Genomic DNA, 24,773 nt, shown 5'->3' on the forward strand with positions numbered 1-24,773 from the left:
GCCCGGCATGCGCCGAGAACTGTTCACCGCCGACCACGAATCCTTCCGGGCGCTCGCCCGGGAGTTCATCGACAAGTACGTGGTCGAGAACTATCCGGACTGGGAACGTGCCGGGCAGATGCCGCACGAGATCTTCACGCGGCTCGGCGAATTGGGGCTGCTCGGGATCGCGATCCCCGAGCAGTACGGGGGAGCCGGACAGCGCGACTACCGCTACAACGTGGTGCTGCAGGAAGAGGCGGCCCGAGCCATGGTGACGCTGTCGACCGTGCGGACCCAGCTCGATGTGATCCTGCCGTACTTCCTCGAATACGCCGATCCCGCACAGCGCGAGCGCTGGTTCCCCGGCCTGGCCTCGGGACAGCTGCTGACCGCGATCGCGATGACCGAACCCGGCACCGGATCGGATCTGGCCGGTGTGCGCACCACCGCGGTCCGCGACGGCGACCACTACGTGCTCAGCGGGGCCAAAACCTTCATCACCGGCGGGCTGCTGGCCGACCTGGTCATCGTGCTGTGTCGCACCTCCACCGATCCGGACAACCGGCGAAGTGGACTGACCCTGCTGGTCGTCGAGGACGGCATGCCGGGTTTCCGGCGCGGGCGGGTGCTGGAGAAGATGGGCTGCAAGGTGCAGGACACCGTGGAGCTGTTCTTCGACGAGGTCCGGGTTCCTGTGGCGAACCGGCTGGGGGAGGAGGGCGTCGCCTTCGGCTATCTGGGGCACAACCTGAGCCAGGAGCGGCTGACCGTTGCGGTCGGATCGGTGGCCCAGTCCCGGGCGGCGGTCACCGCCACCGTGGATTATGTGAAGGAACGCAAGGCTTTCGGCACGCCGGTTGCCTCGTTCCAGAACACGAAATTCGAACTCGCCGCCATGTCGGCGGAGATCGAGGCAGCGCAGACGATGCTCGACCGCGCGGTCGCAGACCTTGTCGACGGTGTGCTCTCGGGTGCCGACGCGGCCCGGGTGAAGTTGTTCTGCACCGAGATGCAGGCCCGCGTGGTCGACCGCTGTCTGCAACTGTTCGGCGGGTACGGCTACATGATGGAGTATCCGATCGCCCGGCTCTACACCGATGCGCGGGTGGCCCGCATCTACGCCGGAACCAGTGAGGTGATGAAGACGATCATCGCCAAATCGCTGTCACTGTAGGCGGATCAGGGCAGCAGACAACCCGGCCGCGGGGCCGGCGCGGCCGGGTGTGTCCGGTGCGTCAGTCCTCCGGGGTGTCGGTGAAACGCTGCAGGTACAGCTGCTCGCCCAGTGCCGTCAGCAGGCCGAGCTCGGTTTCGAGGTAGTCGACGTGGCTTTCCTCGTCCTCGAGGATCGTTTCGAAGATCCGCGCGGAGGTCACGTCTCCGCGCGAACGCATCAATTCGATTCCGCCGCGCAGGCGGGTCACCGCCTCCATCTCGATCTGCAGGTCGGCCTGCAACTGCTCGGGCACGGTCTGGCCGATCCGCAGCGCGTTGAGCTTCTGGTAGTTGGGCAGACCGTCGAGGAACAGGATCCGATCGGTGAGGATCTCCGCGTGCTTCATCTCATCGATGGATTCGTGGCGGGTATGCCCGGCCAGCTTGGTGTATCCCCAGTTCTCCTGCATCTTGGCGTGCAGGAAGTACTGATTGATCGCCGTGAGTTCGGCTGTCAACTGCTCGTTGAGCAGCGAGATGATTTCCTTGTCGCCTTCCATGGTGTGATCGTGGCACAGATCACAAATCAGCGGAATGGGCGGGGGGTGTGTCGGGTCAGGCAGCACTCGATTCGGCCGAGCCCTCGAAGCGAGCTCGGCCGATGGACTCGGCCAGCCGTGCTGTGCACGAGCCGCAGCCCGGCTTCCAACCGCAGGCATTCTTGACCTGGCGGGTGGAGCACGCACCGGCGGCGACACAGGTGTGCACGTCTGCTTCGGTGACGGCATTGCAGATGCAGATGTACACGGCGGCCTCGGTTGGTCTGACGACAACGACGATATGGAAGGAGCAGGTAAGCCTCGCCTAAGCAGGTAACCCTTGCCTAAGGTAGCACCTCGATGGTGGGCGTTGTCAACGGCTCGGGCCGTCATTCGGAAATATGGTTCTCTGATCTTGAAAGTCTGAATATTCGCGCGGCACCGCCGGTGGTCGCCGCACGAGGGGAAACAGACCTCGTCGCGGCTGTGTCTGCGGTGGGAAACCCGCAGTTGGCCGGGCTGTGGCAGGACGGAGGTGTGCCGGCGGGGTGATGTTCGCCGAGTATTCGCCAACCGCATCCGCGCGAGCCTGCCGCGCAGTAGAGTTTCACGGTCCCGGCTCCACCGTCCCCGCCACGGAGGTCGTGCAGTGCCCGCGGTATCAATGCCCGAACGGACTCGGCAGGCTGCGGTCGCGCTGCTCGGGATCGTCGCGCTGCTGGCGTGCGGCTGCGGTGCGGCGACCACGCCCGCGGAGCCCGTAACCCCGGCGCCGGGCCAGGCACCGCGCACGGCGCCACACCCGTTGGACGAGTCGTCGTTGCAGGCCCTGGTGCAGAGTGCTGCGCGGCAGTGGTCGGTCCCCGGGGTGGTCGCACTGGTGCGCACGCCCTCCGGTGCTGTGGGGACCGCATACGGGACCAGGACCTTCGGGGGTGGACCGGCGGTGACCCCGGCCGACCACATCCGCGTCGGATCGGTCACCAAGACCTGGACGGGCACGGTGATCCTGCAACAGGTGCAGGAGGGCAAACTCGCCCTCGGGGATCCGGTGTCGGCACTGCGCCCGGACGTGCCCGGCGGGCCGGCGATCACGATCGCCGACCTGCTCGATATGCGCAGCGGGTTGTACAACTACAGCGAGACCCGCGAACTCGCCGAGGCGATGGACGCCGATCCGGGTCGCGTCTGGCAGCCCGACGAGCTACTCGCCCTCGCCTACGCGCATCCGCCGTACTTTCCGCCGGGGCAGGGGTATCACTACTCCAACACCAACACGGTGCTGCTCGGGCTCATCGCCGAGCAGGTGGACGGGAAACCCCTGGAAGAAATATTCCGGGACCGGTTGTTCGGCCCGCTGGGGCTCACCCGGACCTCGTTTCCGCCGCGTTCGTCGGCGGCGATACCCGATCCGCATCCGCAGGGGTACATGTACGGCAACAACGTGCTGACCATGGGGTCGCCACCGGCACTCCCGCCCGATATGCAAGCCCGGGCGCAGGCCGGCACGCTGCTGCCCGGCGACCGTACCGCCGACAATCCCTCGTGGGGGTGGGCGGCCGGGGCCGGTATCTCCACGGTTGCCGATCTGGCGACGTGGGCCGAGGCGCTGGCGCAGGGCGCCGTGCTCGGGCCCGAGATGCAGGAGACCAGGATGCGGAGCCTGCGCCCGACCGACCCCGCCAACCCGCCCGAGGCGCCGCAGTACGGTCTTGCCATCGCGAAATTCGGGGCCCTGTACGGGCATACCGGTGAACTGCCGGGGTTCAACGTTTTCGCCGGTGCCGACCCCGTTCACCGGGTCACCGTGGTGGTGTGGGCGAATCTGGAACCCACCGCCGACGGGCACGCGGCCGCGAGTGAGATCGCCAAACAGATCATCGAGCGGCTCTACGATCCGGGCACCGCGCCCGCCGGATCCACGGCACCGACCCGCTGAGCGTGGTTTCGGATGTGAGACTGCGGGGTCACTTGACATGCACAGAAATGCACAGCAACGGTTTGGCATCCGATGCTTGTGCGTCGACACACGGTGTGTTTTATCCAGTACCGTCTGGATGGTTACGAGTCGGCAAATGCTCGGTCGTATCCGGTTGCGCAGGGGCGGTGTCACGATCACAGGTGGTGAGCTGTCCCGGTCGTCCGGACAACGAAGGAGGATCGAAGTGCTGCACACCGATATCCCGACCCGCCGCGAAATCGAGACACTCGCCGAATGGACCGCCGACTGGTCGGTGTCGATCTACCTGCCGACCGAAGCGGTCACCGCAAACCCCGAGGCCAACCGGGTCGCGTTCGGAAATCAGGTGCGCGAGGCACGCGATCTGATCACCGACGCGGCGAGCCGAGCGGAGATCGACGATCAACTCGAGGATCTGCTCGACGACGAGGACTTCTGGCGGTATCAGTCGCACACCCTCGTCGTACACGTTGCGCCGCAGCGGATGTGGACCTTCCGCATCCCGAATCGGCTGGGTGCTGCGGTCACGGTGTCGGACCGTTTCCTGCTGAAACCCCTGCTGCGCGCGACCACTTTTCCGCAGACCGCGTTCGTGCTCGCGCTCGCCGAAGGGTCCGCCAGGCTGGTGGAGATCACCCCCGATCGCCCCGCCGAAGATGTTCCGGTGGCCGATATGCCCAGCGACGCGGCGGATTTCGCGAACAAGTCCTCCCTCGGTGACCGATCGCCGAAACGCCGGCTCACCGGAAGTGAGGGGAAGAAGGTCCTGGTCCGGCAATACGCCCGCGGAGTGGACCGTGCACTGCGTGACATCCTCTCCGGGCGTGACACACCGCTCATCCTCGCCGCCCCCGAGCCGATCGATGCCATCTTCCGTTCGGTCTCCACTTACGGTGAGCTCCTGGACGACGGTATTCCGGGTAATCCCGAACATCTGACCGATCAGGAACTGGCCGACCGTGCCCGCCACATCCTCGACGGCCACTATGCCGCCCAGCTCGCCGATCTGCGTCAGTTGTTCGACAGTCGCCGCAGCGAGGGACGCGCCACCACCGACCTCGCCGATATCGCCCGCGCCGCCACCTTCGGTGTCGTGCACACTCTGCTCGTCGACATCGACACCGCGGTGCCCGGCACGATTGCACCGGACACCGGAGCCATCGACTTCGGGCCCGAAACCGACACCGACACACCGGGAATCGCCGATGAGATCGCCCGTCGTGTGCTGCTGTCGGGCGGGCGGGTGCTGGCGATCCGCAAGCCCGACATTCCGGAGGAGGCCGCCGCCGCGGCCATCCTGCGATACGCGTTGTAGCCGGGCTCCGGCGATGCGACGCCGGTGGTCCGAGGCGCCTCGGTTACGGCCTGGGGCGCCGCCGCACCGGAAGCTCGCGATGGCCGTTGGTGACGATACTGGGGATCGGGCGCAGTTCGGCAGGCGCGACGGCGAGTTCCATGTCCGGGAAGCGGGCGAACAACGCGGGGAGGGCGAGGGATGCTTCCAGCCGCGCCAGCGGCGCGCCGAGACAGTGGTGCACGCCGTACCCGAATGCGACATGATCCTTGTCGGGGCGGGCGGCATCGAATGCGGAAGCGGTGCTGCCGTGCAGTTTCGGGTCCCGGCCCGCCCCCGCGAGCGAGGCGATCAGCACGTCACCGCGGGTGATACGAACGCCCGGGAACTCCCCGTCACCCGCGATCTCGATGTCCTCGACCGCGAAGCGCAGCGGCATATGTGCCAGTGGTGCGTTCCAGCGCAGCGCCTCCTCGGCGACCTCGGGCCACGACACATCGCCCGCAATCGCGGCCTTACGCTGCTCGGGGTGGGTGAGCAGGCCCGTGATGCTGTGATCGAGCAGATTGGCCGTGGTTTCGTGTCCGGCGGTGATGATGAGGAGCAGGGTGTCGCGCAGCTCCTCCTGGCTCAGCTGTGATCCGTCGTCCTCGTGGGTGTTCATCAGCACGGTGGTCAGGTCGTCCGCCGGGTGGTCGCGCTTGTGCTGGAGCAGCTGTTCCATCAGTACGAACAACGCACCGAAGTGGGCCCCGACCTCGGTCGGCGGCAGGCTGGTGTCGAGGATCCCATCGGCATGTACGCCCAATTGCGCTTCGATGTCGGCCGGCACGCCCATCAATTCCCCGATCACCCGGATGGGTAGCCGGTCGGCGAAATCTGCACGCAGATCGACGATGTCATCGGCGGGTGCCGCCGCGAGCCCGGCCAGCAATTCCGCGACGATCGCCTCGATACGGGGACGCAGTGCCCGGGTGCGCTTGTTGGTGAAAGCCGGTGCCACCAGCTTACGCAGACGCTGATGGTCGGCCCCGTAGGTGGTGAGCATATTGGTGGCGGCCACCCAGGGATACATCACCCAGTCCGGGCCGATCTCACCCGCTTGCAGTCGTGGCCAATGCAGGTGAGCGTCCTTGGAGACCCGCGGATCGGTGAGCAGCGACCGCAGCAACTCGAGGTCGGTGACCGACCACGCAGGCACGCCACCGGGCAGCACGACCCGGGCGATCGGACCGAGGCTGCGAATACGGCCCAGCTCGCCCTGGATATCGGTGGCGCCGGGATCGAGCACCAGCGGCTGCGTGTCGGACATTCGAACCTCCATCAGATCAAACGCATCGGCGGGCACGCGGGAAACACGACCGGCAGTGCTGCCAGTGCGCGATGGAACGGCCCCGGCCTCCAACGTAGTTGCTGCACAGCAATTCCCGGAGTGATATCGGGTAGAGCGTCGAGGAGCAGATCGACGGCCTGCCGGGCGATGGTCGACGCCAGGGACTGGGCGGGGCACGAATGCGGGCCCGCGCCCCATGCCAGATGTGACCGGTTGCCGTGCCGATCCCCACCGGTCACCGCCGGATCGTTGTTACACGCCGCGAGGCTGATGACGACCGGCTGGTCGGCGGGGAGCCACACGTCCCGGACCAGTTGCGGCTGACGGGGATAACTCATGCAGAAGTTCGCCAGCGGGGGGTCGGCGAACAGGACTTCGTCGATGGCGTCCCGGGTGGAGATGGCGCCGCTGAGTACTTCGCCGCCGTACTGGTCGTCGGTCATCATCAGCAGCAGGGCATTGAGGATCAGATTGCAGGTGGGTTCGGTGCCGGCGGAGAACAGCAGTGCCGCCTGGTTCACCAGCTCCATCGGGTCGAGCGCGTCGGGATGGCCGAGTAACCGGGAGGTGAGATCCGTACCCGGCTCGGTCCGCTTCTGCTCGACGACGGCCAGGAGCGCCTCGATGAAACGCTGCTGGCCGGCTTCCGGGTTCTGTCCCTCGAGCATGGCCGCCATGCCCTCGTACGCCTGTGCGGCAGCGTCGGCGGGGAAGCCCATCAGTTCGCTCAGCACCCGGAAGGTCAGCGGGAAGGCGTAATCCATCCGCAAGTCCGCGTTGCCGCTTTCGCAGAATGCGTTGATCAGAGTATCCGCGGCGCGAGCGACCGCGGAGTGCACCTGGTGCAGATCGACGGTGTCGAGCGCGGCGGTGATGGTGCGACGATAGCGCTCGTGTTCGGGTCCGGCGGTGCGCAAGGCGTTCTGGCGGTAACCGAGCATCGGCACCATGGGACAGTCCGGCGCGATGTGCTGCTCCCATCGGCGCGGATCGGCGGGGAAGTGGTGCTCGTCGTTGAGGATCTGCACCGCCTCCCGGTAGCCGATCACCAGGGTGGCCGGGACCTGGGGATCCAGTTCGATCGGAATCAGGCGGCCGCGGCTGCGCATCTGTGCGTACACACCGTGTGGATCGGCCGCGAACTCCGGGGAATCGAGGGAGATGCGCTCTCCGGTAGGAGGTTCCGGAAAGCGGGGCGCGGTGGGGCCGCGCTGTGGTCCCGGCTCCGTCGCGCTCACCGGAGGCTTCTCCCGTTCGGCCGGGTCGGTACTCGGGTCGGATGGCGTCGCGCTGCGGGTTCGTCCGGCAGTCGTAGCTTCGGCATGGGTTCGCACAGTAGCGGAACATGTTGCAGTACAACGAGTTCTACCGAGTGGTTCGTACGCGGCCCGGCGGGCGGCAATACTCGGGTAATCGCCGGGCGCGGCGTCTCGATCCGCCGGCGCGGTCGGTGCGCGAGACGCTCACGTGCTCGATCACCGGGGCAGTGGCGTGCATTCCAGAAGTAGGAACAGTGGGCGGGTGAAATGTTCGGCCCACCAGGAACTGTCGAGTTTCCCATGAGCGACGGGACGGGGTTCACGCACCGCGGTGAGGGCGAATCCGGTGCCAGTGAGCATGGTGAGAGTCGCCTCCACGGAGAACAGCGGCTGGATCGGCGCGGCAGGGGAGCCGGCGACCTCGAATGGGTTCGCCCGGCCGCGCACCGGCGGGGTTGCCGAAACCGAAGTGTGCGGCGATCGGTGGCGGTGGGCGCGGCGGCGGCACGGTCGGCGGCGGCACCGACGTCGCGGGCCTCGGCCGCGACTCGTCCCGTGCGGAGTTCGTCGCGAGTGAATGGTGTTTTTGATAATATTTCCGGGTCGGTATCGAAACGAATACCGTTTTACGCAGGGGCGGTTTGATTGCTCGCCTGCATCGCTCGAGGTCGGAGTGGAAGATCCGGCCGGAGGGGAGTCGGATATGGCTCGAATATCGCCCGCGGACAAGTCGGAATGGGCCCCTGAATTTGCCGAATTCGTGGGTGCGTTCCGGAGTTCGGTGCTCGGTGACACTCCGGCGGACACTCATCCCGCCGGCGCCAACCTGTTGGGTACCCTGGCGCGTTATCCGGCCCTGGCCAAGGCATTTCTCACCTTCAACGGTCATCTGCTGTACGGCTCCGGGCTGAGTGACCGGTCCCGCGAGCTGATCGTGCTACGGGTCGCGGCGGTGCGTGAATGCGATTACGAATGGGCCCAGCATGCGATTCTTGCAGATATCGCCGGCATGTCCGAAGAGCAGATTTCCAAGATTTCCGATCTCGGAGACTATTCGGGTTGGACCACGGCAGAGCGGGCGCTGCTGGCAGCCACCGACGAATTGTTGTCCGATGGTTGTGTGGCTCCGGAAACCTGGAAAACATTGGCCGTCGAATTCGATGAGAACACATTGATGGATATTGTTTTCACCGTCGGCACCTACGACATGCTCGCGATGGCACTGCGCTCGTTCGGGGTGGAACCCGAACCCGATCTCGAGCCCTATCTCCCGCAGCGCGGCTGAGGACGCCGGCCGGGGCCCGATCGGCGGACCCCGGCACGCCGGTCAGGTGTTGCGTCCACCGTTCACGCCGATCACCTGACCGGTGATGTAGCCGGCCTCCTCGCTCACCAGAAATGCGCAGGCCGCGGCTATGTCCTCGGGCAATCCGACCCGCCCGACCGGGGTCGCGTCGATGGCCTTCTGCACGTCGATGAAACCGCGGTCCGCGGTCGCGCGCATCATCGGCGTATCGATGAAGCCCGGCGGGATGGTATTGACGGTGATGCCGCGGCGCGCGAACTCGAGTGCCAGCACCTTCGTCAGCCCGAGAACCCCGGACTTGGACGACACATAGGCGGCCATGCCCGCGGCACCGCTGTGAATACTCGACGAGGAGATGTTCACGATCCGGCCCCACCCCTGCTCGACCATATCCGGCAGGATCGCCTGGCAGCAGTCGAAGGTTCCGGTGAGGTTCACTGCCAGCACCCGCGCCCACTCGCCGGCGGAAATATCGAGAAACGGTCCGGAGGTGGTCATTCCGGCGCTGTTCACCAGAATCGATGGTGCGCCCAGCTCCCTGCGCACCCGGTCCGCGCCTGCATCGATCGCCGCCCGGTCGGACACATCCACCGCGACACCGATTGCGGTGCCGCCCGATGCCACGATCGCATCAGCGCCCTGTTCCGCGGCCCTCTTGTCCAGATCGAATACCGCAACGGCATGCCCGTCGGAGGCCAGCCGGGCGGCGATCGCCCCGCCGATACCGGAGGCGCCGCCGGTGACCACCGCGACCCGCCCGCTCATTTGATCGACTCCTGTCCGACCAGCGTGGAGCGATGCATCCGGCGCGGTTGGGCGCGATCGAACGGACAGGCCCGGTGCACGAGACCGGTGTTGTCCCAGATCACCATGTCACCCACCGTCCAACGGTGGGTGAGTACCTTGTCCGGTGCCGTCGCGCGATCGAGCAGATCTCGCAGCAGCGCCCGCCCCTGCGCGCGGTCCATACCCACGACATGATCGGCGGAGGCACCGAAAACCAGTGACTTCCGGCCGGATTCGTGTGTCCAGACCAGCGGATGCTCACGACCACCGCGCCGTGCCCACTCGTCGAGTTGCTCCGCGGTCGGGTTCGCGTATGTCAGCCGTTGGATCCGCTCGAAACTATGCCATACGCGCAGTGCCTCGAATCGCCGCTGCTCCTGCTCGGACAGTTCGTCGTAGGCGAGATATGTGCTGGCAAAGGCCGTTTCGCCGCCCTCGTCGGTGACGACGTGTGCGCTCATGATCGACGCCTTGGCCGGCGTCTCGTCCATGAATCCGTCCAGATGCCAGTAGTCGTTACTGGCGAAGTACTCGACATTCGGGTTGTCCGGGTCGAAGCTGATCTCCATCACGTCCGGATTCGGGTACAGGGGAAACTGCACCAGCTCCCCGAGGGTGCGGCAGAACGCGGCCTGGGTTTCGTCGTCGGCATGCAGCTGCGGAAACAGCAGCACGCCGTGCTCCTCCAGCGCCGTCAGGCAGGCGCCCGGCAGCTCGTCGTCGCTGCGCAGCCGGTCGAGATCGACGTCGTGGACCTGCACGCCGACCGCATCGGACAAGGGGGTCGTGGTAATCGCGGGCATCGGGGCTCCTGTCTCTTCTACAGCGGCGCGTCGGCGGGTTCGTAGCCCAGGATCGCCTTCGTTTCGAGGTATTCCTCGAATCCGGACGCGCCCCATTCCCGGCCGTTGCCGCTCTTGCGATAGCCGCCGAACGGGGCCGCGAAATCGAAACCGCCGTTGATCGCGACGGAGCCGGCGCGGATGCGGCGGGCCACGGCACGGGCCTGCTCGAGGTCGGTGCCGGCAACGAATCCGGCTAGGCCGTACTCGGTGTCGTTCGCGATCTCGACGGCATGGTCGATATCGGTGTAACCCAGGATCGTCAGCACCGGACCGAAGATCTCCTCGCGGGCGATCGTCATATCGTTGGTGACGTCGGCGAACACCGTGGGTTTGACGTAGAAGCCGACCTCGAGCCCGTCGGGGCGGCCGGTGCCGCCGGTGACGAGGGTGGCGCCCTCGTCGATGCCCTTGCGGATGAGCGCCTGGATCTTGTCGAACTGGGCGCCCGAAACCACCGGGCCCATGGCGAACTCGCCGGTGGGGTCACCGACGCTGATCCGATCGGCGGCCTCGCGCGCCGCGGCTACGGCTTCGGGCATCCGCGCGGCGGGCACGAGCATGCGCGTGCCGGCGCTACAGGTCTGCCCGGAATTGTTCATCATCGTCACCACCCCCTTGGCGACGTTGGTGGCGAAATCCGCGTCGTCGAGCACGATATTGGGGCTCTTGCCGCCGAGTTCCTGAGTGACGCGTTTGACGGTGGGGGCGGCGTTGCGGGCGATATCCACTCCGGCGCGGGTGGAACCGGTGAAGGAGATCATATCGATGCCGGGGTGGCTCGACAGCGGCACTCCGACACCGGGTCCGTCGCCCTGCAGGAGATTGAACACACCGTCCGGAGTACCTGCCGCGTCGAGAATCTCGGCCAGGATCTGTCCGGTGAACGGCGACTGCTCCGACGGCTTCAGTACCACTGTGCAGCCGGTCGCCAGCGCCGGAAAAACCTTGACCGCAATCTGATTCAGCGGCCAGTTCCACGGCGTGATCAGACCGCAGACCCCGACCGGCTCCTTCGCGATCAGCGAGGGACCGCGCTGTTCGGTGAAGCGGAACTCTTCCAGCGCGGCGATGGCGGTCTGCAGGTGCCCCGCGCCCAGATCGACCTGGAATCCATTCGCCAGCGCGGCGGGGGCACCCATCTCCTCGGTGAGCGCGGCGGCGAGATTTGCGCGGCGGCGTTCGTATTCGGCGGCGATGGCGGCCAACAGGTCCAGCCGTTCACGCACCGAACCCGCCGACCAGGGCCCGAAGGCCGCCCGCGCCGCGGCGACCGCACGGTCCACATCGGCCGCCGATCCCGCGGCGACCGTACCGCAGACCTGTTCGGTGGCCGGGTTGATCACAGGGAAGGTCTGCGAGGTCGCCGGTTCGACCCACTGCCCACCGATGTAGAACTTCCGATATTCACGCATGAGGTGATGTCCTTCTCGTCGAATCGTGGTGTGGGCCGGGAGTTGTCGCGTGCGGTTACTGCTGGCCTTCGGCGTACCAGGTGCGGAACTCGTCGTAGCTGGGCATTTCCTCCGAGTTGGCCTTCGGATCGACCGCGACGTGGATGACACCGGGTTTGCCGCTGGCATAGGCCCGCTTGATCGCCGGCGCGATGTCCTCGTCCCGTTCGACGTATTCGCCGTAGCAGCCGAACCCCTCGGCGACCTTGTCCAGGCGTGTGCCGGTGCCCCAGTGCACACCCGTCTCGCGGGAGCCGTGCCCGAAGGTGCGTTTGTACACCCCGACTTCCAGTCCCCAGGCGTAGTCGACGCCCACCACGCACACCAGCGGCAGCTGCAGCCGTACCGCGGTCTCGAGTTCGGCTATCTGGAACTGGAACGAGGAATCACCGGTGACGAGCATGACCGGACGGTGACCTCCCTCGGCCACCGAGGCGCCGATGGCGTAGGGCAGACCGGTGCCCAGATGCCCGAAGTTCTGATTCCACATCACGTCGTGCGGTTTGGCCTGCGAGTAGGTCCAGCCGAAGATCGTGGTGGCGCCGCCGTCGCGGGCCATGATCCCGTCTGCGGGGAACGCCTTGGTCGCCTCCACGATCATCCGGGCCGGATGGACCGGGCTCATTCCGCTGGGCGCCGTCTCGGCCAGTTCCGCCAGGCGCGCGGCATCGCGTTCGATCCACTGTGCGAGTTGCGGTGTCGCGGTGCGCGGGGTGTCGCGCAGGGCGTCGACGAGTTGCGGTACGACCGCGCGGAGATCGCCGACCAGCGGCACATCGATCGGACGGTTGACCCCGATCGCGGCCGGATCCTGTTCGACCAGGATCCAGGTGCGGCTCTCTTCGCCGGCCACCCAGTGCCGGCCACGTCCGAAGTGCACCGGCTCACCCAGTTCGGTACCGATGGCCAGGCACAGATCCGACTGCACCACCGCCTCCACCGCGGAGGGGGAGAAGCCGTAGGGGAAGGTGCGATCCTCGAGTCCGGGGATGTAGGAGGTGCCGCCGGAGGTCTGGATGACCGGTGCGGCCATCAGGTCCGCCAGCTGTTTCACCGATTCCCCGGCCCGCGCGGTGTGCACGCCGTGGCCCACCAGCAGAATCGGTTGCGTCGCCGAACGAATGGCCGCTGCGGCGGCGGCCACGGCATCGGGCCCGGCGGTCTGTCCGACCAGGCGGTAGCGACGCGGCGGGACGGCTGCGGGGACGTCGAGCTCTTCGAGGATCACGTGCTGCGGGTACTCGATATAGACCGGGCCGGGCGTTCCCGAGACGGCTTTGCGCAGTCCCTCACGAATGATCTCGTCGGTCTGATCGGCGTATTCGATACTCGCGCTGTACTTCACCGCGTTCTCGAGCAGCGGCATCTGCTGCACGAACTGGATACGACCACGCCGCACCCGCTGTTCGGTGATCCGGGCGCGCTGACCGCCGAGGAAGATCACCGGCGTGTTCTCCACCTTGGCACACATGATGGCGCCGGACAGATTCGCCAGACCCGGTCCCAGCGTGCCGATGCACACCGCAGGTTTTCCGGTCATCCGCGAGACGCCCTCGGCCATCATGCCGGCCGACTCCTCGTGATGCGGCGCGACGACGTTCCAGCCGCGTTCTTCGGCGAGGTGGAACAGGTGGACGAAGTTGGGGTCCGGAATTCCGAACAGCGTGTTGATGCCCTCGGCTTCGAAGAGTTCCAGAATCCGTTCGTAAACCTTCACAAGTCACTTCCCTTCCGTGGACGACGCCTGGGTGGCCATCGCGAAGCTGCGGCCGATGTGGTCGGCGTGTGCGCTGCGCGTCGGCAGGATCCACGAGTTGTCGGTATTGCGGATGTCGTCGATGCGGGCGGCGACCTCGTCGACCGTCCACGAGGGCTGGTAGACGCCCGGGGTTTCGGCGATATAGGCACGGCCGATCCGGCCCGCGATCGCGACCAGCATTTCGCCGCTGAGTGCGCAGGATTCGTGCGCGAGGTATCCCACCGCGGGTGCCACGAGTTCCGGTCGCATATCCGGGTAGGCGGAGGTGTCGATGCCCGCGGCCATCCGGGTGACGGCCGAGGGCACGATGATGTTCGACCGCACCCCCACGTCGGCGCCCTCGAGTGCCACCACATTGGACAGGCCGATCATGCCGGCCTTGGCTACCGCGTAATTGGCCACCGATCGGTTGCCGTAGAGACCGCCGATCGAGGAGGTCAGCACCACCCGCCCGTACCCGCCCGCGCTCATCACCGGGAACGCCGCGCGCACGGTGTGGAAGGCGCCGCGCAGATGAACGTCGACGACGGCCTCGAAATCGTCGTAGCTCAGTTCGGTGAGCGAGCCATAGCGGACGGTGCCGGCATTGTGTACCAGGATGTCGAGGCGGCCGAATCGCTCGAGCGCGGTGTCGATGATCGCGCGTCCCCCCTCGGGGGTCGCGACCGAATCGGTTGATGCGACAGCACTGCCGCCGGCGGCCTCGATCTCGGCCACCACCGCCGCGGCGACACCGGAATCGGCGCTCTCGCCGCGCATGCTGCCGCCGGGATCGTTGACCACGACCCGGGCGCCGCGCTCGGCCAGCAATAACGCATAGCAGCGGCCCAGGCCACGCCCGGCGCCGGTGACCACCGCAACGCGATCGTCGAATCTCAATTCGGGCAACGCATTTCCTCTCACCTGGTGCATTCCGGTCGCGGGATGACGGGCTAATGCACCGTCAGCCCGTCCAGGTCACCGGCATCGCGCCAGGCCTGCAGCAACTCTTCGAGGACATAGAACCCACCCCAGAACGGATCGCCGAGGAAGGAACGACCGTTGGGCTCACCTTCGCTGTTGTAGTAGCCGGGAGTGCATTCCATGACGAAGGTGCTGTTGTCGACGGTGTTGTCCCGGATGGTCTGCACCCAGGCGGCTTCGGCTTCCGCGGTGGGCTCGATCCGGGTAGCGCCCCGCTGCTGGGCCTGCGCGATGATGTAGGCGATGTGGTCGGCCTGCTGCTCGTACATCAGCGTGGTCGCCGCGGTGACACCGCCCTGGATGAATCCGGTGGCGAAATGGTTCGGGAATCCGTGCGCCATGATGCCGTGCAGGGTGCGAAAACCGTTGCCCCAGTGTTCGTACAACGACTTTCCGCCCCGCCCTGCGAACGGGGCGATGTCGTACTGGCGTTCCAGTGCGGTGGTGATCTCGAAACCGCTGGCGAACACGATGCAGTCCACCTCGTATTCGACACCGTGGGCGATGACGCCCTTCTCGGTGATGCGCTCGACGCCCTTGGTGTCGGAGACATCGACGAGAGTGACGTTGTCCCGGTTGAACGTCGGCAGATAATCGTCGTTGAACACCGGGCGTTTGCACAGATTGCGGTAGTACGGCTTGAGTTTCTCGGCCGTCTCCGGATCGGTGACGATCTCGGCGACGCGGTGACGCAACCGCTCCATCGCGCGGTAGTCCTCGATTTCCTTGAGCTCGAGAAACTTCGCCGGATCGGCCAGGGCGGCCCAGCCGTTGGTCTCGTCGAGTTTGGCTGCCAGGTTGCGGGCCACCTCGGTCCAGCCGTCGCAGATCAGATCGGGTTCACCGGGAGAGTAGAAGGCGTAGGCCGCGTTGTGAAAATTGCGCTGCCGTTCATTGCGCCAACCGGGCTGCAGAGATTTCACCCACTCCGGATCGGTGGGGTGGTTGTCGCGTTCGAAGATGTAGGACGGGGTGCGCTGGAATACCGTCACATGCTTGGCGCCGCGGGCCAGATGCGGAATCGCCTGCACCCCACTGGCACCGGTACCGATCACGGCGATTCGCTTGTCCGCGATGCGATCGAGCCCGCCGTGCAGATCGCCGCCGGTGTAGTCGTAGTCCCAGCGTGCGGTGTGGAAGGTATGGCCGGTGAACTCGGTGATCCCGGGGATGCCGGGCAATTTGGGCCGGTTGTACGGACCCTGGCACATGATCAGATACCGGGCGCGGATATCGTCACCGCGGTTGGTGGCGATACGCCAGCGGGCGATGTCGGAGTCCCATTCCAGCGACCGCACCAAAGTGTGGAATACCGCCTTGTCGTAGAAGCCGAAGTGCTTCCCGATGCGCTGTGCGTGCTCGTAGCATTCGTCGCCGTGGGAGAACTTCTCCTTCGGGATGAAACCGGTCTCCTCGAGCAGCGGCAGATAACAATAGGCGTCGGAGTCGATCTGGATTCCGGGATAGCGATTCCAATACCACACCCCGCCGAAGTCGCCGCCCAGCTCCACGATCCGGAAGTCGGTCACCCCGGCCTGCTGCAACCGGTGCGCGGTGATGAGTCCGGCGAATCCGCCGCCGAGGATCACGACCTCGAGGTCGGCGTCGATCGGCTCCCGAGGTTGTACCGGCAGATGCGGATCGCCCTCGTAGAACTCGGCGAACTCGTTGTCGGCCTCGAGGTACTGCTGCTGGCCCTCCGGTCGCAGCCGCTTGTCCCGCTCGGCCAGATATTTCTGCCGGAGCGCCTCCTTGTCCACCTCGGGGGTCTGGGTGGGAGCACACGGTTTCATGCGGAAGTCCTTGAGAGAGTGAATGTGTCAGGTCAGAACGGTGGGCTCGCCGGTGCCCATGTAGCGCGCCAGGTTGTGATGCAGATTGACGATGGTGCGCTCGCGGTAGGGGTTCGGCTTCGGACCGGAAAATCCGCGCGATTTCATGCCCTGCTGCACCGCGGCCATATTGTCGAAATCCTGCGGCAGGACCGTCCGCCAGCCCGGGTCACCGACGGGTGTGTAGATCCATTCGGTCTCCGGTTCTTCGCCCGGCGGGAACAATTCGAAGACCGCGGCCTCGAAAATGCACTTGTCCGGGTCGTGGCCGAACGGCCGGAACCGATAGCACAGCATGTTGTTGAGTGCGTGCCCGATCTGGAAGTTGGGGAAGATCTGCCAGGCGGTCCCGGCCTTCGCGACGGTCTCCGGATCCACCGTCGGCCAGATGACGCCCCGTTCGGCGTCCTCGGTGCGGCAGGTGTCGAGCCAGTAGCGCATCACCTGATCGGGCGGGGTGTCGGCGGGCAGTTCGTCGGCCAGCCGGTTCGCCACCTCCACCATCGTCTCGGTGGTGTTGGTATTGGCGTTCTCCCAGGTGAAGTTCTGCAGCTGTGCGGTCGACAGGCGGGCGTCGGGGCCCGAGCCGATGCGCAGTTTGCCCTGGTTCTCCTCCATACCCTTGGGGGCGTCGTAGCCGATGTTGCTGTGCAGCCCCTGCGCCCGGCCCCAACCCAGGAACGCCCCGAAATTCATGAACTCCGGATGCGTGTAGGGCACATGGTAGGTCTCCATGAATGCCTCGAAGGCGACCTTCCAATTGCAGTCGAAGGTCAGCCAGCGCCGCCACCGGTAGCGCATGTTCTCCAGCTGGAACGGATCCAGCAGGGAGGCGGCGGGTTCCAGATACTCGCGCAGTGGACCGCAGTCGGGGTCGAGGTTGATCCAGACCCAGCCGCCCCAGGTATCGACCGACACCCGAGGCAGCCCGTCGTTGTGCTCGGTGAGACCGCACGGCCAGTCGCCCCGCTCGGGCACGAAGGTGTTGCGTCCCTCGAGGTCGTAGCGCCAGCCGTGGAAACCGCAGACGAACTGTTTGCGTTGCCCGTGCGCGTCGTGCGCACCCGGCGGAGTGTCGACCAGCCGCCGGCCGCGGTGCGCACACACGTTGTGGTAGGCGCGCAGCGTATCGGATGCGGTGCGCACGACGAGGATCGAATCGACACCGATCTCGTAGGTGAGGAAGTCGCCGACCCGGGGGAGCTCCTCCACCCGGCACACCTGCTGCCACACCTTGGCCCAGAGTTTGTCCCCTTCGGCGCGCGCGTAGTCCGGGCTGATGTACGCCTGCACGCCGATCGTCATGGGAGTGGACAACGGTTGCGGCGCAACGGTGTCGGTGCTGTCGGCAGTTTCGGTCATGACTTCTCCTGACGGCGTCTCAGCGTGTGATGGCGGCACGGAACCCGTCGTCCTCGAGGAACAGCGAGGTGTTGTCCGCACCCAGATGGGTCCATTTCAAATTCAGTCCGCCGTCGACCAGCACCGTCTGGCCGGTGATGTAGCTCGACAGCTCGGACAACAGGAACAGGATCGGTCCGGCCTGTTCTTCGGGACGTGCGCGCCGGCCCATGGCGATGGCCCGGCGGTCGCGCTCGGCGTCGGCGCCGACATAGGTGCCCGACGCCGGTGTCGCGGTGACACCCGGGGCGACCGCGTTCACCCGAATGCCGTCGAGGGCCAGTTCGGCGGCCATGGTGCGGGTGGCCGCCACCAGGGCAGCCTTGGCGGTGCCGTAGGCGATATGGAACGGCGCGGTGTTCATCCCACTGATCGACGACAAGGACACGATGGACCCGGGCCGGCCGTGCGACTTCAGCTCCGCGGCCACGGCCTGGCTGAAGAAGACCATCGACTCGAGGTTCCATTCGAGCAGTGCCCGCCAGTCGGCGCGAGTCACCCGGGTCGCCGGCATCCAGGTTCCCGGTGCCGCGCCACCGGCGATATTGACCAGGCCGTACAGCTCACCGTCGGCCGCGCGTGCATGCTCGAGCACGGTCGCGATGCCCGCGTCGGTGGCGGCATCGGCGGCCACCGATGTGATCGGAAGTCCTTGTTCGGCAAGGGGAACGATATCGTTGTCCAGTTTCTCGCGGGAGCGGCCCACCGCGATCACTCGGGCGCCGGCCTGCGCGATGCGACGGGTCACCGCGGTGCCGATTCCGCCTCCACTGGCCCCGGAGACGATGACGACGCGTCCGTCCAAGCCGAAGAATTCATTGCTGCCGGGTTCGGTTCCCATGCTGCTCACCGTCCTTCGCGACGCAACGTGAGGACGCTGCCCTCGGCGTCGCCGGAAATATAGAGGGTGCCGTCTGGTCCGGCGGCCAGGCCCGCGAACGGTCCCTGGGGCCCGGAGAAGGGCAGCAACCCTTTGAGTGGTTTCGGCGCGACGCCCACCGGTGCGCCGACCGGCAGATCACGCGCGATCACCTCGCGGGAGCGAGTGCTCAGGTCCACGCCGACGAGCGTTTTGGCCTCGACGTCGATCAGGTAGGCCACGCCGCCGTGCACCAGCACTCCGTGCGGTTCACCGAGGCCGTCGGCGACCGTGTCGGTGGTGGATCCGTCGATCGAGGTCAACCGTCCCGCCCCTGCTTCGGTGACCAGGCAGGTGCCGTCGGGCGCGAATGCCACGCCCATCGGCCGGTCGAGTCCGCTCGCCAGGATCTGCGTGCCACCGGAACGTACCGCGTGGACGGTGCCGGTGCCGCGATCGGCGGCAGCGACGGTGCCATCGGGGGAGACCGCCACGCCGTAGAGCTGATCGAGCTGGTCGAACAGCACCTCGTGCTCGTCGGTGGCGGGCCGGTACCGCGCGACCGACCCGTTGCCGGTGACGATGAATTCGCCGTCACCCACCGCCGTGATGCCTCGGATGTATCCGGGATAGCCGGGGTCGAAAAGCATTCCGGCTGTGCGTAGCTCACCGCCGGGTGGCAGCGCGAGCAGGAAGGTGCCGTCGGCGATGTAGAGGGTGCCGTCGGCGGCGACGGTCAGGTCCAGCGGCCAGGTGAGGCCGTCGGCGAGGGTGGAGCGGGTCTCACCGCCGGGGAGGATCTCGGTGACCGCCCCGGTGAAACCGGAGACGAACAACCGGTTTCCGATGAAGGTCAAGTTGTCCAGGCCGGGGGCGACCGTGGCCAGCACCGTGCGCTCGCCGCTACGTGGGTCGATGCGCAGCACTTCTCCGGTGGCGACCTGGGTGGAGACCAGATATCCGGCGGCGTCGAACTTCACCGCATCGGGCCCGCCGAGATCGGCCGCGACGCGTTCGGGTTCGCCACCGTCGGGGTCGATGCGCCAGATCTCGTTGCTGCCCAGTAGTGGGTAGTAGAGCTTGCCGTCGGGACCGACTTCGAGCGCGTTCGGCATCGGCAGTCCGTCCAGCAGGATCTTCGGTGCGCCGCCCGCCGGATCCAGTTCCAGCAGTCGGCCGCCGGGCCGGCATTCGTCGACGAACAGCCGGCCTCGGTGGAAGGTGATGCCGTTGGCGCCGGGCAGGTCGTCGCGCAGCAGCCGGGTGCCGCCCTGCCGGTCGCGGATGCTGACTCGGCCGTCGTAGTACTCGGTGATGTAGAGCTCGCCGTCGGGGGAGAAGGCGATGTCGTCGGGCGCGACGATGTCGCTGCCCATTGCGCTGATCGTCTCCAGTGCGCCGCTGTCGGGGTCGAGGGCGCTGATCTGGCTGCCCGCGACCTGGGCGACATAGATCCGTCCGTCGCTGCCGGTGCGAATGCCGTTGGCCCCGAACAACCTGCTCGGCGGGGTGAGCCGCGTGAGGGTCCACCCGTCGGCGGCACGGGCGGTGGTGGTGGTCGAATAGCGCGCCGGTGCGGTCACCGCGGTGCCTCCGTATCGATCGGAAACGAGCTGAAATCGCCGAATCGGTGCCGGTCCCACGCCCACGCGAGACGATGGTGATGTATGACACCTTCTCGTAAGTGGAGAGCGTAATTCTCACTTGGCTAACGTGCAAGTGTTGTTATCTTTGTAAGGATTGAATAACATGCGCGAGCGATCGACCATCATCTGCGGGGAGGGGCTCGCCAGTGTCTGTGGCCGGGTACCGGCGGGGCGCCGACGCACTCCTGTGGTGGAAGCGCTGCCGGTGCGAGCTATTTCGTGATCGGGCCGGCGCAGGTCATGGTGCCCCGCCCCGAGGTGGCAACCGTGGTCGAAAGGAGTCTCGATGTGGTGTCGGCAGCCCTGTCGGTGCCGTGGGCGGCATCGGTCTCTACATCACCGCATCAGGGAAGTTGACGCACTCGTGCCGACTTCCCGTCTGTGCGGTGGCCGGCTTGCCGGCCGGTCCGGTAGTGCTCGCGGTGGGTGCCTGCCTACCCGGCGCGAGGTGTACTCGGTGCATGAAAGGGGCGTGGCGGAGCCGCGGCCGGACCGGGTGGGTGAGGGGTCAGTGGAAGCTTTCGTGACCCGGTGGGCGAGTGGCGATCTCGGGCTCGCGGGGCCCCTGGTCCAGCCGGAACGGAGGATAGTCGTCGCGCAGCAGGCTGGTGTAGGCCCGCACCCGCAGAATCCACCGGTTGATGCCGACGTTGAATGCGAACAGGCCGGCGGGGTAGCGGCCGGTGAACAGCAGCGCGATCGCGGCGATCAGAGTCAGGACGAACAACAGTGGCACTGTGGAGGGGCCGTCGTCGGAGGACCAGTAGGCCCCCACCAGTGCGCTCACGATCAGGTAATGCGGAATCGCGAGCAACCACCACTTGATCAGTACCAGTCCACGGTGCAGCCGCTCGGGATAGTCGATCTCGAGGTCGGCGGGGTAGTTGTCGTCGCTGCGCAGGCTGAACGGCGGGTACCGGTCGGTGCCCAGCGCCGACCACGCGTAGAACTGCACCCGCCACGTCCAGCGCAGCACTCCGACGCTGAAATCGAACAGCGCACGAGGATAACGTCCGGTGATCAGGATCGCGAAGAAGGCGATGACGGTGACCACCGCCTGCGCGATGTGCAGGAAGAACAGCACGACGTAATGCGGAATCGCGAGCAGCCACTTCACGATCCACTGCCACCGCGACAGCGCGGGGTCCAGATCACCGCGCACGCGAACCGGATTGGGCGATGCCTCGGGTTGCATAACCGCGCTCCTCTCGGCGGCGGCTCACCGCTGAGCCGCGTCGTGTGGGCACGATTGTGGCGTATCGGTCCGGTGCGTGCGGGTAATTGGCGGATCGGCGCGCGTCGCCGGGCTGCCCCGGTCGGTGTGGGACCGGGCAGGCGGCTACGGGCGGGGCAGGCGCGGCCCGGCGGCGATGGCCTGGCGCGCCAGGTCGGACGAGGCGTTCACGAAACCGGAGGGATACCGTTCCAGGACCACCTGCTGGGTGGCGCGCAGGTGGGCGCGGGCCAGGCGCTCGGCCTCGGAGTCGTCGCCGTCGGCGATGGCGGTGACCAGCCGCGCGTGTACTCGGGTGGCGTCGTGGGCTTGGGGTTGCGAGGGGTATTCACCGCGCTGCGACAGCGTTTCGGCCCACGCCTGTTCCTGCGCCGACCACAGTGTCACCAGGCTCGACACCACGCACCGCACGGTGGCGTTCGGGGTGAAGGCGACGATCAGATCGTGGAATTCGCGTGCGGTGCGGGTGAATTCGACACCGTCGCCCACGACCTCGTCGCAGGCCGCGATATTGGCCTCGAGTGCCGGCACCACCACCTCGGCGCGGTCCGGTCGGCGAGCGCATTCGGCGGCGCACAGCGGCTCCAGCATTTGCAGGGCCTGGGCCAGATCGCCCAGACCGACCCGTGCGCCCTGCAATGCCAGGCCCAGGTGGTAGGCGGCCGACGATTCGTCGGGCCGGTGCACCTCGGCACCGCCCACGTTGCCGCGCCGGACCGTCACCAGACCCTCGGTCTCGAGGATGCGCAGCGACTCCCGGATCGAGGGGTAGCTGACGCCGAACTCCCTGACCAGCTGGTCCTGCGTAGGCAGGCGGTAATCGTCGTCGCCGGACAGGATGCGGGTGCGCAGCTCGGAGGCGACCGTTTCCGCGATGCGGCGCTGCGGTATTCGCCCGCGGCGCGCGGTCGTCACGTGAACATCCCTTGCCGCCGCGTGGGCTGGCTGTGCTTCATGGACGAATTCTAACCAGTCCCTTCTTACCATTCAAATATTGCTATCCTTGTGAGGATTGAAGTACCGTCGGAAGATGGACTTCACGATGGGGGAGGTCGCCACCGAACTCCGAAAAGATTTGCGGCACTTGGTGGCCGAACACGTCCCCGCCGATTTCCTGGGGGCGTTCACCGACGATCCCGCCGATCTGGAGGTCGCGCAGCGGTTCTGCGCGCTGCTCGCCGAACGCGGTCTCCTGTGCGCGGCATGGCCCACCGAGTTCGGCGGCCGCGGCGGTTCGGTATGGGAACAGACCGTGGTACGCGAGGAGATGTGGGCCCATCACGAACCACGCGGCGCGCAGTACATGGGCGTCAACTGGGTAGGCCCCACCTTGATGCGGCACGGGACGCCGGAACAGCAGCGCACCCACCTGCCGCCGATCGCCCGGGGCGAGGTGATCTGGTGTCAGGGATTCAGCGAACCCGAAGCCGGTTCGGATCTGGCCTCGCTGCGCACCAGCGCCCGCCGCGACGAGCGCGGCTGGCTGGTGAACGGGCAGAAGATCTGGACCTCGTACGCGACCATGGCGCAATGGTGTTTCCTGCTGGCACGCACCTCCACCGGGGAGCGTAAACAGCAGGGGCTCACCATTTTCCTGGTGCCGATGTCCGCGCCCGGCATCACGGTGCGCCCGATTCGCGCCATGATGGGCCCGCACCATCTCAACGAGGTGTTCTTCGACGATCTGCGCGTCACCGAGGCCGATGTGCTGGGCGCGGTCGGCGAGGGCTGGAAGGTGGTGCAGGAGGTGCTGGCCTTCGAACGAGTCGGCATCGCCCGCTATGCCCGGTGTGAACGCCTGCTGCAGGCCGCTCCGCGGGTACTGGGTGCGCAGTGGGACACCGTGCCCGCCGAACTCCGGGGCCGGTGGGCACGCATGCTCGTGCACTGCCGGCGCGCGCGGCTGCTCGCCTACCGGGTGGTCGCGCTGCAGAGCGAGGACCGGGTGGCTCCCGGTGACGCCGCCGCCTACCGCATCGCGGTGACCACCCTCGACCAGGACAGTGCCGAGGTGCTGAGCGAACTCGTCGATCAGCTGGGCCCCGACCTCGAACCGGTCCCGGCCCGGCGGCAGTGGTTCCGGCGCGCGGTGGCCGATCACTGGCGGTATTCACAGGCCGCGACGATCGCATCCGGGAGTATCGAAATGCAGCGACTGTTGTTGTCCCGCGCCCTGCTGGCGGCATCGTGAACATCGAGCTGAGCAAGGAAGCCGCCGACTACGGGCACGAGGCGATTCGCGCCTTCGAGGCCGCGGGCGGAGATCGGCTGATCCAGGACACGGAGGCCGAACCCGGCCGGCGCGCGGAACGCTCCGAACCGGTGCTCGCCCAGCTCGGGGCGTGGGAACTGGCACCGCGCCGCGACGCCGACGATCTCGAGGCCGCGGGGGCACTGTGCCGCAGTGCAGGGTACTGGGCGCTGCCTTACCCGCTGGCCGAACGCCTGGCGCGGCCGGTCGACGGTGATGCCGACGGCCTGATCGTGATCACCGAATCCGACCCGCGCGCGGCCGTAGCCGAGGTCGATCTGCGCTGGTCGGCGGTCACACTGGAGGGCGCGCGGTTCCATGCGCGGGCGCTGCCCACCGCGGAGCCCGCGCGCAGCACGGCTTTCGTCGCATCGCTGCGGCTGAGCGGACGCGAGCAAGCCGGCACCGATGAGGCCGCGCTGGCGTTGACGCTCAACTGCTGGACGCTGCTCGGGATGCTGGACCGTGCCGTCGAACTCACCCGCTCCCACGTGCAGATGCGCACCCAGTTCGGGCAGCCGCTCGCGAAATTCCAGAGCGTGCAGTTCCAGCTGGCCGACGCCGAGGTCGAGCGCAGCGGGGTCGACATTCTCGCCAAGTACGCGCTGTGGAGCGTGCAGTGTGGGCGCGGCGATGCGCTCGGTGATGCACTCGCCGCCCGCCTCGCCGCGCTGGAGGCGGCCGAGAAGATCTTCCGGACCGCCCACCAGTTACACGGTGCGGTCGGCTTCTGCGACGAATCGACGCTGTCGTGGCACTCCCGCTACAGCCTGCCGCTGCGGCGCCTGCCGTGGGCGAGGTCCGGCACGAGTGATCGGCTGACCACACACCTGGGCGCCACGGGGCCGGCGGGACTGTTCGACGACGACCGAGAGGCAGTGGATGCGTCATGGCAGTGAGTGCAACGGTGCACCGAGT

The 24,773-nt window shown here is 66.9% G+C and carries 22 protein-coding genes; 6 read left to right on the forward strand and 16 right to left on the reverse strand.

What is annotated here, in order from left to right; genetic code table 11:
• Positions 1-7: 7 nt before the first annotated feature.
• Complete coding sequence (locus NV2_RS15130; RefSeq protein WP_067873751.1) at positions 8-1,156, forward strand: acyl-CoA dehydrogenase family protein; 1,149 nt, start codon at positions 8-10, stop codon at positions 1,154-1,156.
• Positions 1,157-1,217: 61 nt separating this feature from the next.
• Here the strand turns inward: NV2_RS15130 and bfr are convergent, their stop codons facing one another.
• The gene (bfr, locus tag NV2_RS15135; protein WP_067873753.1) at positions 1,218-1,697 is read right to left on the reverse strand and encodes a bacterioferritin; all 480 of its coding nucleotides are present in this window, start codon (positions 1,695-1,697) and stop codon (positions 1,218-1,220) included.
• 55 nt (positions 1,698-1,752) lie between these two features.
• Positions 1,753-1,944 carry a (2Fe-2S)-binding protein gene (locus NV2_RS30850; RefSeq protein ID WP_084474748.1) on the reverse strand — a complete coding sequence of 64 codons (192 nt, stop codon included), beginning with the start codon at positions 1,942-1,944 and terminating at the stop codon, positions 1,753-1,755.
• Positions 1,945-2,325: 381 nt separating this feature from the next.
• On the opposite strand from NV2_RS30850, the gene NV2_RS15145 reads away from it, so the two are divergent.
• Together NV2_RS15145 and NV2_RS15150 are read left to right on the forward strand one after the other, a co-directional pair.
• Positions 2,326-3,615: a serine hydrolase domain-containing protein gene (locus NV2_RS15145; protein WP_245662612.1), complete on the forward strand. Its 1,290-nt coding sequence runs from the start codon at positions 2,326-2,328 to the stop codon at positions 3,613-3,615.
• A gap of 226 nt (positions 3,616-3,841) precedes the next feature.
• Entirely contained in the window at positions 3,842-4,951 is a 1,110-nt protein-coding gene (locus tag NV2_RS15150; protein WP_067873758.1) for a baeRF11 domain-containing protein, read from the forward strand.
• A 43-nt stretch (positions 4,952-4,994) separates the two neighbouring features.
• Here the strand turns inward: NV2_RS15150 and NV2_RS15155 are convergent, their stop codons facing one another.
• From NV2_RS15155 to NV2_RS31430, 3 genes are all read right to left on the reverse strand, one after another.
• Positions 4,995-6,242, reverse strand: a complete 1,248-nt coding sequence (locus NV2_RS15155; protein ID WP_067874005.1) for a cytochrome P450 family protein — start codon at positions 6,240-6,242, stop codon at positions 4,995-4,997.
• An 11-nt stretch (positions 6,243-6,253) separates the two neighbouring features.
• Positions 6,254-7,501, reverse strand: coding sequence for a cytochrome P450 family protein (locus NV2_RS15160; RefSeq protein WP_067873759.1), 1,248 nt, complete (start codon positions 7,499-7,501; stop codon positions 6,254-6,256).
• 237 nt (positions 7,502-7,738) lie between these two features.
• Positions 7,739-7,882, reverse strand: coding sequence for a hypothetical protein (locus tag NV2_RS31430; protein ID WP_157102915.1), 144 nt, complete (start codon positions 7,880-7,882; stop codon positions 7,739-7,741).
• A gap of 343 nt (positions 7,883-8,225) precedes the next feature.
• Between NV2_RS31430 and NV2_RS15170 the strand changes: the two genes are divergently transcribed.
• Complete coding sequence (locus NV2_RS15170) at positions 8,226-8,807, forward strand: carboxymuconolactone decarboxylase family protein (RefSeq protein ID WP_067874008.1); 582 nt, start codon at positions 8,226-8,228, stop codon at positions 8,805-8,807.
• A gap of 42 nt (positions 8,808-8,849) precedes the next feature.
• Here the strand turns inward: NV2_RS15170 and NV2_RS15175 are convergent, their stop codons facing one another.
• From NV2_RS15175 to NV2_RS15225, 11 genes are all read right to left on the reverse strand, one after another.
• On the reverse strand, positions 8,850-9,593 hold the full coding sequence (locus NV2_RS15175; RefSeq protein WP_067873762.1) for an SDR family NAD(P)-dependent oxidoreductase: 744 nt from the start codon (positions 9,591-9,593) through the stop codon (positions 8,850-8,852).
• Positions 9,590-10,417 (reverse strand): TauD/TfdA dioxygenase family protein, encoded by an 828-nt coding sequence (locus tag NV2_RS15180; RefSeq protein ID WP_067873765.1) that lies wholly within the window; start codon positions 10,415-10,417, stop codon positions 9,590-9,592. Before NV2_RS15180 ends, NV2_RS15175 begins: the two co-directional genes overlap by 4 nt.
• A 17-nt stretch (positions 10,418-10,434) precedes the next feature.
• On the reverse strand, positions 10,435-11,871 hold the full coding sequence (locus tag NV2_RS15185; protein ID WP_067873768.1) for an aldehyde dehydrogenase family protein: 1,437 nt from the start codon (positions 11,869-11,871) through the stop codon (positions 10,435-10,437).
• A gap of 55 nt (positions 11,872-11,926) precedes the next feature.
• On the reverse strand, positions 11,927-13,627 hold the full coding sequence (locus NV2_RS15190) for a thiamine pyrophosphate-binding protein (protein WP_067873771.1): 1,701 nt from the start codon (positions 13,625-13,627) through the stop codon (positions 11,927-11,929).
• A gap of 3 nt (positions 13,628-13,630) precedes the next feature.
• A complete protein-coding gene (locus NV2_RS15195) occupies positions 13,631-14,557 on the reverse strand; it encodes an SDR family NAD(P)-dependent oxidoreductase (RefSeq protein WP_067874011.1) in 927 nt (308 codons plus the stop codon).
• A 44-nt stretch (positions 14,558-14,601) separates the two neighbouring features.
• On the reverse strand, positions 14,602-16,425 hold the full coding sequence (locus NV2_RS15200) for a flavin-containing monooxygenase (protein ID WP_067873774.1): 1,824 nt from the start codon (positions 16,423-16,425) through the stop codon (positions 14,602-14,604).
• Between the two features lie 27 nt (positions 16,426-16,452).
• Positions 16,453-17,826 (reverse strand): aromatic ring-hydroxylating oxygenase subunit alpha, encoded by a 1,374-nt coding sequence (locus tag NV2_RS15205; protein ID WP_067873777.1) that lies wholly within the window; start codon positions 17,824-17,826, stop codon positions 16,453-16,455.
• A gap of 19 nt (positions 17,827-17,845) precedes the next feature.
• The gene (locus NV2_RS15210; protein ID WP_067874014.1) at positions 17,846-18,706 is read right to left on the reverse strand and encodes an SDR family NAD(P)-dependent oxidoreductase; all 861 of its coding nucleotides are present in this window, start codon (positions 18,704-18,706) and stop codon (positions 17,846-17,848) included.
• A gap of 5 nt (positions 18,707-18,711) precedes the next feature.
• Complete coding sequence (locus NV2_RS15215) at positions 18,712-20,307, reverse strand: SMP-30/gluconolactonase/LRE family protein (protein ID WP_067874017.1); 1,596 nt, start codon at positions 20,305-20,307, stop codon at positions 18,712-18,714.
• 571 nt (positions 20,308-20,878) lie between these two features.
• Entirely contained in the window at positions 20,879-21,565 is a 687-nt protein-coding gene (locus NV2_RS15220) for a DUF4389 domain-containing protein (RefSeq protein ID WP_067873779.1), read from the reverse strand.
• A 144-nt stretch (positions 21,566-21,709) separates the two neighbouring features.
• Positions 21,710-22,519: a FadR/GntR family transcriptional regulator gene (locus NV2_RS15225; protein WP_067873782.1), complete on the reverse strand. Its 810-nt coding sequence runs from the start codon at positions 22,517-22,519 to the stop codon at positions 21,710-21,712.
• Between the two features lie 115 nt (positions 22,520-22,634).
• Here NV2_RS15225 and NV2_RS15230 point away from each other — a divergent pair, with 115 nt between their 5' ends.
• Together NV2_RS15230 and NV2_RS15235 are read left to right on the forward strand one after the other, a co-directional pair.
• Positions 22,635-23,795: an acyl-CoA dehydrogenase family protein gene (locus tag NV2_RS15230; protein ID WP_067873784.1), complete on the forward strand. Its 1,161-nt coding sequence runs from the start codon at positions 22,635-22,637 to the stop codon at positions 23,793-23,795.
• Positions 23,792-24,754 carry an acyl-CoA dehydrogenase family protein gene (locus tag NV2_RS15235; RefSeq protein WP_067873785.1) on the forward strand — a complete coding sequence of 321 codons (963 nt, stop codon included), beginning with the start codon at positions 23,792-23,794 and terminating at the stop codon, positions 24,752-24,754. The genes NV2_RS15230 and NV2_RS15235 overlap by 4 nt, the downstream gene beginning before the upstream one ends.
• Positions 24,755-24,773 lie beyond the last annotated feature (19 nt).

It is taken from the genome of Nocardia vermiculata NBRC 100427, assembly GCF_001613265.1.
Classification (GTDB): Bacteria; Actinomycetota; Actinomycetes; order Mycobacteriales; family Mycobacteriaceae; genus Nocardia; species Nocardia vermiculata.